The sequence below is a fragment of the Actinomyces sp. MRS3W genome, assembly GCF_032465695.1.
GTDB lineage: Bacteria > Actinomycetota > Actinomycetes > Actinomycetales > Actinomycetaceae > Actinomyces.
Genome location: NZ_JAWDJJ010000167.1, coordinates 1 through 2,629 on the forward strand (window position 1 = coordinate 1; position 2,629 = coordinate 2,629).

Sequence of the window (2,629 nt, forward strand, 5' to 3'; positions counted from 1 at the left end):
ATCCCAGCCATCTGCCACCCATCCCCATCACCGACGAAGGAGACACCCCATGGGCGACCACGAGAACAGCCACCCCGAGGTCGACGGCGGCCAGGGCGCACCCCGCCTGCACCGCTTCGAGGACGAGGAGCGCCGCCCCCACCACGACCCGCGCGACGCCACCGAAATCGACTTCGACGCCGTCAACAACCGCAACCACTACGCCCTGTTCGCCGTCTACCGGCTGGCGGCGCCGCTGCCGCCGCTGGAGGACACGCGCCGCCGGCTGGTGGGGGAGTCCACCCACTTCATCGACGTCTCCGAGGTCACGACCCGCGGCTGGTACGACGTCGCCGGCTTCCGCTCCGACGCCGACCTCATGATCTGGTGGCTCGACGACGACCCGGAGAAGCTCCAGGACGCCAACCACCGTCTGCGCGCCAGCGCCCTGGGCCGCTACCTGGAGCCGGTGTGGTCCTGCATGGGGCTGCACACGCCCGCCGAGTTCAACCGCAAGCACATCCCCGCCTGCTTCGGCGGGGTGGCGCCGCGCGACTGGTGCATGGTCTACCCCTTCGTGCGCAGCTACGACTGGTACCTGCTGGAGCCGGAGGAGCGCTCGCGGATCATGGCGGCCCACGGCCGCAACGGCTTCGCCAAGTACCCCGACGTCAAGGGGTCGACGCTCGCCGCTTTCGGCATGAGCGACTACGAGTGGGTGCTCGGCTTCGAGGCCGACTCCCTGGACCGCCTCGAGGGCGTCATCCACCACCAGCGCTACACCGAGGCGCGCCTGCACGTGCGCGTGGACACCCCCTTCTACACCGGCTGCCGCGTCAGCCCCCACGAGTGGGCCGAGCGTCAGCCCCGCGCATGAGCACCGCCACCCGCTCCCGCACCGCCCGTCCGGTGCGCATGCAGCGCCACGACCCGGCGCAGCGCCCCATGCTTGTCACCTGGGAGTCCACCCGGGCCTGCCAGCTGGCCTGCCGCCACTGCCGGGCCGTGTCTCGGCCCCTGCGCGACCCGCGTGAGCTGACCACCGCCGAGGCCAAGGCCCTTATGGATGAGGCCGCCTCCTTCGGCAAGCCGGCGGTCATCTTCATCATCACCGGCGGGGACTGCTTCGAGCGGCCCGACCTGGCCGAGCTGACCGCCTACGGAAGCGACCTGGGCCTGCACATGGCCGTGTCCCCCTCCGGCACGGACAAGCTGAACAAGGACTCGCTGGCTCGCCTCCAGGACGCGGGCGTGGGCGTCATTTCCCTGTCGCTCGACGGCGCCACCGCCGCCACCCACGACGCCTTCCGGGGCGTGGAGCGGACCTTCGACCGCACCGTCGCCGGCTGGCAGGCGGCCCGCGAACTCGGCATGAAGGTGCAGATCAACTCCGTCGTCGCCCGCCACAACGTCCACGAGCTGCCGGACATTGCGGCGCTCGTGCGCGAGTACGGGGCCATGACCTGGTCCGGGTTCCTGCTGGTGCCCACGGGCCGCGGGGTGGACCTGGGCAGCCTGAACGCCGCCGAGATCGAGGATGTGCTCAACATCTTCTACGACATGGGTGAGGCGGTTCCCGCCAAGACCACCGAGGGCCACCACTTCCGGCGCGTCTCCCTGCAGCGCTACGCGCTGGCGCAGCGGGGGATCGAGGGCGAGGACATGATCGCCGCCATGCACCTGGGTCCGCTCTACCGGAGCCTGCGGGAGCGGATCGTGGAGCTGGGCCTGGATCACGGCGAGCGCCGGCGTCGGCCCCCGATCACCGTCTCCAGCGGCAACGGCTTCATGTTCATCTCCCACATCGGCGACGTCACTCCCTCCGGTTTCCTGGAGAAGAGCGCCGGCAACGTGCGCGATGCCTCGCTCACGGAGATCTACCGCAACAGCGAGGTCTTCACCGGGGTGCGGGACACCTCCCAGCTCAAGGGCAAATGCGGGGCGTGCGAGTACAACCGCGTATGCGGCGGCTCGCGGGCCCGCGCCTTCAACACCACCGGGGACCTACACGCCGAGGAGCCCCTGTGCGCCTACCAGCCGGGCACCTTTCCCTACCCCGACGACGTGCGCGAACTGCTCAGCGCACCCGCACGCCCGGGCCGCCCGGCCTGACCGCATGGCGGGGTGAGTCTGCTAGCTCGCGGACTTCGGCACCTCACGCACCGCTACCAGCCAGGGGCAGCGGCGCCGCAGCAGATGCTCGAAGCGCGCATGCATGGTGATGACCGCTGCCGGACAGTCCCGGCAGGCGCCCTCCAACGCCACCTCGACGACGCCGTCGGCCACACCCCGCACCGTGAAGGAGCCGCCGTGTGCGGTGGCGATCGCCCCCACCGGGCCGGCTGCAATCTCTCGGGCGGCCGCCTCCAAGGCGTCGTCCGGTCCCACCCCGACGGCGCCCGCCGCCGGCACCCACGATCCGGGCACGCCGAGCGCATCCACCAGGGCGGCGCGCACCCGGGCGCCGTCGGCCGACCAGCGCCGGCCCTCGCCCAGCAGGGTGAGCACCGCCCCCGGAACCACCTCCACGCCCGCCAGGGTGCCGTCGTCGAGCAGGGCCTGCAGCAGACGCGGGGCGCGGGCCACGGTCCCGGAGAAGCTCAGCAGCCCGTCGGGGATGACCCAGCGCAGCACGGCGGGGTCCGGGGTC

The 2,629-nt window shown here is 71.9% G+C and carries 3 protein-coding genes; 2 read left to right on the forward strand and 1 reads right to left on the reverse strand.

Annotated features, from left to right (window positions below):
• Window positions 1-49 precede the first annotated feature (49 nt).
• Together hemQ and RWX45_RS05955 are read left to right on the forward strand one after the other, a co-directional pair.
• A complete protein-coding gene (gene hemQ / locus RWX45_RS05950) occupies window positions 50-856 on the forward strand; it encodes a hydrogen peroxide-dependent heme synthase (protein WP_316022845.1) in 807 nt (268 codons plus the stop codon).
• Complete coding sequence (locus RWX45_RS05955; protein WP_316022846.1) at window positions 853-2,091, forward strand: TIGR04053 family radical SAM/SPASM domain-containing protein; 1,239 nt, start codon at window positions 853-855, stop codon at window positions 2,089-2,091. The genes hemQ and RWX45_RS05955 overlap by 4 nt, the downstream gene beginning before the upstream one ends.
• Before the next feature lie 21 nt (window positions 2,092-2,112).
• Here RWX45_RS05955 and RWX45_RS05960 read toward each other — a convergent pair.
• On the reverse strand, window positions 2,113-2,629 hold a 517-nt coding region (locus RWX45_RS05960), incomplete at its 5' end, for a NifU family protein (RefSeq protein ID WP_316022847.1).